Source organism: Pseudomonas sp. GM49 (assembly GCF_000282355.1).
GTDB lineage: Bacteria > Pseudomonadota > Gammaproteobacteria > Pseudomonadales > Pseudomonadaceae > Aquipseudomonas.
In genome coordinates this window covers 22,843-29,189 of sequence record NZ_AKJL01000284.1, presented here as the reverse complement: position 1 = coordinate 29,189, position 6,347 = coordinate 22,843, and the positions used below count along the sequence as shown (strand labels likewise).

Sequence of the window (6,347 nt, the reverse complement as noted above, 5' to 3'; positions counted from 1 at the left end):
GTCCAAAATCATTAGGCCAGTTCAAGCTCGCTCCCACAGGGTTTGGTGTCATGCCATGAATTCGATAGCCACAAAAAACCCGGCACATGGCCGGGTTTGTTGTTTCTGCGCGAAGTTACTCCACTGCGACCTGCAAGGCACGCTGAGCACTGCGCTTGTTCTTGATGCCGTAGCAGACCCACATGAACACGAGCCACACCGGAATCGCATACACCGATGTCTGAATCCCCGGAATCAACAGCATCACGCCAAGGACGAACACCACGAACGCCAGGCAGATGTAGTTACCGTACGGGTACCACAGGGCCTTGAACAGCGGCGTCTGCTTGGTCTTGTTCATGTGCTGGCGGAACTTGAAGTGCGAGTAGCTGATCATCGCCCAGTTGATCACCAGAGTGGCAACGACCAGCGACATCAACAGTTCCAGCGCGTTTTGCGGGATCAGGTAGTTCAGCAGTACCGCGATCAGCGTCACGGCAGCCGAAGCCAGGATCGAACGCACCGGCACGCCGCGCTTGTCGATCTTCGCCAGACCTTTCGGCGCGTCACCCTGCTCGGCCATGCCCAGTAGCATACGGCTGTTGCAGTAGGTGCCGCTGTTGTACACCGACAGCGCCGCGGTCAGGACCACAAAGTTGAGGATGTGCGCGGCGGTGTTGCTGCCCAGCATCGAGAACACTTGCACGAACGGGCTGCCGCTGTAGGAGTCACCGGAGGCGTTCAGGGTGGTCAGCAAGCTGTCCCACGGGGTCAACGACAGCAGGATCACCAGCGCACCGATGTAGAAAATCAGGATCCGGTAGATCACCTGGTTGATCGCTTTCGGGATCACGGTTTTCGGCTTGTCGGCTTCGGCAGCGGTGAAACCGAGCATTTCCAGACCACCGAAGGAAAACATGATGAAAGCCATGGCCATCACCAGACCGCTGACACCGTTCGGGAAGAAGCCACCGTGGGACCACAGGTTGCTCACCGCCGCTTGCGGGCCGCCATTGCCGCTGACCAGCAGGTAGCTGCCCAGGGCAATCATGCCGACGATCGCCACGACCTTGATGATCGCGAACCAGAACTCGGCCTCACCAAACACTTTGACGTTGGCCAGGTTGATCGCGTTGATCAGCACGAAGAAGCCCGCTGCGGAGACCCAGGTCGGGATGTCCGGCGCCCAGTAGTGGATGTATTTGCCGACCGCCGTCAGCTCCGACATGCCCACCAGAATGTACAGAATCCAGCAGTTCCAGCCCGACAGGAAACCGGCGAAGCCGCCCCAGTACTTGTGCGCGAAGTGGCTGAAGGAGCCGGCCACCGGATCTTCGACGATCATTTCGCCCAGTTGGCGCATGATCATGAAGGCAATGAAGCCGCAGATGGCGTAGCCGAGGATCATCGACGGACCGGCGGATTTCAGTACCCCGGCCGAGCCGAGAAACAAACCGGTACCGATCGCGCCACCGAGGGCAATCAATTGAATGTGGCGATTTTTCAGGCCGCGTTTCAGCTCGCCTGATTGCGGGTGTTGTCCACTCATGAAAAGGGTCTCACGCAAGGTTTGATGATGTTCAGTAGACGTTGCTGCTCAGGAAATCCGTTAAGCGGCACCGATCAAACCCCAGCGCAAGCACCAGGAGTTCAGCGTATTTACAACGGTCATGCGTCACCTGTTTGTTTTTATCTGTGACGAAATCGAACCCGACACGCTCGTGACGCGACGGAGTGAACAAGGCGGATAGCCTTGAGGTTTGCGCAGATGCGCAGGAGGTCACAGGTAAAACGCGGCGCATTGTACACCCGTAACCCCCTGCTGCCAGACCCGCTGGACAAGCGTGTCTATGGCCGGGATTGCCTGTGTCCGCCCCGAGGGGCTCGGGCGGCTGCAAAAAATGGGTCAGACCCTTGCGGATCATTGACGGGAAAGGCAGGAAACCCGCCTCTCGCAGAGCGATGGAGATGGAATACGGCGTTCATTGCGCCTCCTTTTTGTTATGCACCTGCACGACAGGCATGGCGCGCATAACACCCTGCATGGAGCGGTGAAACAAGCGGGCTAGAGCGCGGGGAGAAGGACACAAGGCAATAGCGCGTAAGTATTTTCTTACGACATTCGAGAAATGGCGATTTCACGGGGTTAATCCGTGTATTTCGTCAGCATTTCTTTACAACGCGTAAACCCGGGTTTCCATATTGGAGTGCTCAGTGCAGCGACTGACGCCATCGCGAGCAAGCTCGCTCCCACAGGGAAATGAGTTTGCTCGGAGAATCGCGATCAAAATGTGGGAGCGAGCTTGCTCGCGATGGCGTCCTCAAAAACGATACGGACATAAATCCAGACGAAAAAAAACGCCAACCCGAAGGTTGGCGTTTTTAACTTGTCGCTTGCAGCTTGAAGCTTACCGCTGCCTCACTCCGGCTTACGACGCCCAAAGCCCGGACGCTGGCCGGAACCGGCCGGCGCGCCACGGCGCTTGCCCGATGGCGTGTCGCCGTCGACCAGTTTGATCCCCGGACGCTTCGGCGCAGGCTTGGCCGGGCGCTTGGTGTCAGCCGGGCGATCGGCTACCGGCGTACCACGACCTTCGCCACGCTCGGCACGGCCATTGGTCGGACGTGGCGTGCGTGGACCGCGTTCGCCGTCCTGACGCGCAGCAGGCTTGCGACCTGGACGCTCGCCTTCGATCTGCGGCTCGCGGCTTGCACGTGGAGCAACAGGAGCGGCAGGAGCCCCGGCGGCTGGACGCAGGGTGCGTACACGCTCGGTCTTGGCCATCGGACGCGACGACTTGCGCTGCATCCGGTCAAGCTTGTCTTTGCTCTTGGCGTTCATCTGCGGCATCGCGACCGGCGTCAGGCCGACCTCGGCACTCAGAATGTCGACTTCGTACTGGCTCATTTCGCGCCAGCGCCCCATCGGCAGGTCGGAGTTGAGGAACACCGGACCGAAACGCACGCGCTTCAGACGACTGACCACCAGGCCCTGGGATTCCCACAGACGACGAACTTCGCGGTTACGACCTTCCATCACCACGCAGTGGTACCAGTGGTTGAAACCTTCACCACCTGGCGCTTGCTTGATGTCGGTGAACTTGGCCGGACCGTCTTCGAGGACCACGCCGGCTTTCAGACGCTCGATCATCTCGTCGTCAACTTCGCCACGCACACGTACCGCGTATTCACGGTCCATTTCGTAGGAAGGGTGCATCAGGCGGTTGGCCAGCTCACCGTCGGTGGTGAACATCAGCAGACCGGTGGTGTTGATGTCCAGACGACCGATGTTGATCCAGCGACCTTCTTTCGGACGCGGCATCTTGTCGAACACGGTCGGGCGACCTTCCGGATCGACACGGGTGCAGATTTCGCCGTCGGGCTTGTTGTACATGATCACGCGGCGCACCGACTCGGCGGCCTCTTCGCGCTTGATCACCTTGCCATCGATGGTGATGGCGTCGTGCATGTCGACGCGCTGGCCAAGGGTGGCGTCTTTGCCATTGACCTTGATGCGGCCGTGGCTGATCCAGGCTTCCACGTCACGGCGCGAGCCAACGCCGATACGGGCGAGGACTTTCTGCAGTTTTTCGCCTGCTGGGCCGATTGGCTGGTCGTCTTGCTGGTCTTTGATACTCATCTGGGCACCTCCCGGTGTGGTCTGAAAACTGGGTACTTGGGCGAAGGGATCGCCGAAGGGTCGCGAATCATACGCGCATGCGGGCGATTGCGCATCAGAGACTAGCTGATCAACGCAAGGTTATTTGTTTTTCCGCTGACCGGTGACACGCAACTTGCTTGCGAACACATCCCCCCTGTGGGAGCGAGCTTGCTCGCGATGACGGAGGCACATCCGACGTCGAAGCGACTGACCTGCCGCCATCGCGAGCAAGCTCGCTCCCACAGTGAATCTCCATTGTTCATGAGACTCGCATCAGTCCTCGAACTGGCGGCGTTCTGCTTCGATAGCTTGAGCCAGGGCCAAGGCTTCGGCCTCTTCGTCCGACAGTTCCGGCTCGGGTTTCGGCTGTTCGAGGGCAGCCACGGCAGCCAGGAGTTTTTCCCGGGCCTCGGCAACGCCGAGGATGTCGTCGGCCTGCTCCGGTTCAATTTCCGGCTCAGGCTCGGGCTGTGCCGCTTCGACTTCTGGCTCGATGACCGACTGTTCCGAATCGAATTCAGGCGATGCCCCATCACGCAACAAGTCGTCAAAGTCGGTCTTGAGCCCCTCCTCCATGCTGTCCAGCTCCAGCAACAGCGTGTGGAAACTGGTTTCTTCTTTCGGCTCTTCCGGCTCGGCGCTGGCATCGGCCAACTCTTGCAACCCGGCGGGTACGGGGGCGTCGTCGAAATCGAGCACCGGGTCCGGTTCCAGCTCGCGCAGTTCTGCCAGCGGTGGCAAGTCGTCGAGGTTTTTCAGGTTGAAGTGATCGAGGAACGCCTTGGTGGTCGCGAACATCGCCGGTTTTCCGGGTACGTCGCGGTAGCCGACGATACGGATCCACTCGCGCTCCATCAGCGTCTTGACGATGTTGCTGTTGACCGCCACGCCCCGCACGTCTTCGATTTCGCCGCGGGTGATCGGCTGGCGATAGGCGATCAGGGCCATGGTTTCGAGCATGGCGCGAGAATAGCGCTGCGGGCGCTCCTCCCACAGACGCCCGACCCACGGCGCAAACTTCTCGCGAATTTGCAGGCGATACCCCGAGGCCACCTCCTTGAGTTCAAACGCGCGGCCATCGCAGGACTTCGCCAGAATCGCCAGGGCCTTCTTGAAGACTGGCGGCTCCGGCCGCTCGCCTTCTTCGAAGAGTTCGAACAGGCTTTCCAGGGATTGCGGCTTTCCCGAGGCCAACAGAAAGGCTTCAAGCAAGGGTGCCAGGTCACGGGGTTCAGTCAGGTTCATGTTTCGACTCGTTATTCGGCTCGGGCTCGCACGTGGATCGCGGCAAATGGCTCATTCTGCACCAGCTCGACCAGGGATTCCTTGACCAATTCAAGGATCGCCATAAAGGTCACCACCACTCCCAAGCGCCCTTCTTCAGCGGTGAACAGCTCGACAAACGGCACGAATCCGCCGCCCTTGAGCCGCTCCAGCACATCGCTCATGCGCTCTCGGGTAGACAGCGCCTCGCGGCTGACCTGATGGCTTTCGAACATGTCGCCACGGCGCAGCACCTCGGCCATGGACAGCAGCAACTCGGATAAACGCACGTCCGGCAACAACTTGCGTGCCCGCGCTTGCGGGGCGTCGAGCCTGGGCACCACCACGTCGCGACCGACGCGGCTCAGGCCATCGATGCCTTCGGCGGCGGCCTTGAAACGCTCATATTCCTGCAAGCGACGGATCAGTTCGGCGCGCGGGTCGTCTTCTTCATCTTCGACGGTTTCGGCCCGTGGCAACAGCATCCGCGACTTGATCTCGGCCAGCATCGCGGCCATCACCAGGTACTCGGCAGCCAGCTCCAGGCGCACCGACTGCATCAACTCGACGTACCCCATGTACTGGCGGGTGATTTCCGCCACCGGGATGTCGAGGATATTGATGTTCTGCTTTCGGATCAGATAAAGCAGCAGGTCGAGGGGGCCTTCGAACGCCTCGAGAAAGACCTCGAGGGCATCCGGCGGGATGTACAGGTCCAGCGGCATTTCCATGACCGCCTGGCCATAGACCATGGCGAAGGGCAGTTCCTGCTGGGCTCCGGCCTGACTGTCGACGGGTTCTACTGCGGACATCTAGGCCTCGACCATGAACGGCGCAGGGTCGCCGCAACCAACGCGAATGACTTCCGGCTCGCCGTCGGCGAGGCTGATCACGGTGGACGCCTTGATCCCGCCGAAACCGCCGTCGATGATCAGGTCGACCTGGTGTTCGAGCAACTGGCGCATTTCATGGGGGTCGCTCAACGGATCTTCATCGCCTGGCATGATCAGGGTCACGCTCATCAACGGTTCGCCCAGTTCAGCCAGCAGCGCCAGGGCAATCGGATGGCTCGGCACGCGCAGGCCGATGGTGCGTTTCTTGGGGTGCAACAACAGCCGTGGCACTTCGCGGGTAGCGTTGAGGATGAAGGTATACGGCCCCGGTAGATGGGCCTTGAGAATGCGGAACGTACCGGTGTCGATCTTGGCGAACAGACCCAGTTGCGACAGGTCGCTGCAAATCAGCGCAAAGTTGTGTTTCTCATCCAGTTGCCGCAGGCGCCGAACGCGCTCCACGGCCACCTTGTCGCCGATCTGGCAACCTATGGCGTAGGAAGAGTCTGTGGGATATATCACCACCCCGCCCTTGCGGATGATCTCGACCGCCTGTTTGATCAGGCGCGCTTGCGGGTTTTCCGGATGAATCTGGAAAAATTGACTCACGT

5 protein-coding genes are annotated in these 6,347 nt (G+C 60.1%); all 5 read right to left on the bottom strand.

Annotated features, from left to right (window positions below; translation table 11 throughout):
* Nucleotides 1-115 precede the first annotated feature (115 nt).
* The 5 genes from PMI29_RS04405 to PMI29_RS04425 all read right to left on the bottom strand — a co-directional run bounded on the left by PMI29_RS04405 (nucleotide 116) and on the right by PMI29_RS04425 (nucleotide 6,345).
* Nucleotides 116-1,528, bottom strand: a complete 1,413-nt coding sequence (locus PMI29_RS04405; RefSeq protein ID WP_008002832.1) for an amino acid permease — start codon at nucleotides 1,526-1,528, stop codon at nucleotides 116-118.
* 870 nt (nucleotides 1,529-2,398) lie between these two features.
* On the bottom strand, nucleotides 2,399-3,619 hold the full coding sequence (gene rluB, locus PMI29_RS04410; RefSeq protein ID WP_008002829.1) for a 23S rRNA pseudouridine(2605) synthase RluB: 1,221 nt from the start codon (nucleotides 3,617-3,619) through the stop codon (nucleotides 2,399-2,401).
* 294 nt (nucleotides 3,620-3,913) lie between these two features.
* Complete coding sequence (gene scpB, locus PMI29_RS04415; RefSeq protein ID WP_008002827.1) at nucleotides 3,914-4,885, bottom strand: SMC-Scp complex subunit ScpB; 972 nt, start codon at nucleotides 4,883-4,885, stop codon at nucleotides 3,914-3,916.
* Nucleotides 4,886-4,896: 11 nt separating this feature from the next.
* Nucleotides 4,897-5,655, bottom strand: coding sequence for a segregation and condensation protein A (locus PMI29_RS04420; protein ID WP_177323286.1), 759 nt, complete (start codon nucleotides 5,653-5,655; stop codon nucleotides 4,897-4,899).
* 60 nt (nucleotides 5,656-5,715) lie between these two features.
* Nucleotides 5,716-6,345, bottom strand: coding sequence for an L-threonylcarbamoyladenylate synthase (locus PMI29_RS04425; RefSeq protein WP_032829738.1), 630 nt, complete (start codon nucleotides 6,343-6,345; stop codon nucleotides 5,716-5,718).
* Between the last annotated feature and the right edge of the window lie 2 nt (nucleotides 6,346-6,347).

Bases quoted from the DNA above. Each gene is read 5' to 3' on its own strand.
- PMI29_RS04420 (WP_177323286.1), bottom strand. From the start codon at position 5,655: ATGGTCTATGGCCAGGCGGTCATGGAAATGCCGCTGGACCTGTACATC.
- rluB (WP_008002829.1), bottom strand. From the start codon at position 3,619: ATGAGTATCAAAGACCAGCAAGACGACCAGCCAATCGGCCCAGCAGGC.
- PMI29_RS04405 (WP_008002832.1), bottom strand. From the start codon at position 1,528: ATGAGTGGACAACACCCGCAATCAGGCGAGCTGAAACGCGGCCTGAAA.
- scpB (WP_008002827.1), bottom strand. From the start codon at position 4,885: ATGAACCTGACTGAACCCCGTGACCTGGCACCCTTGCTTGAAGCCTTT.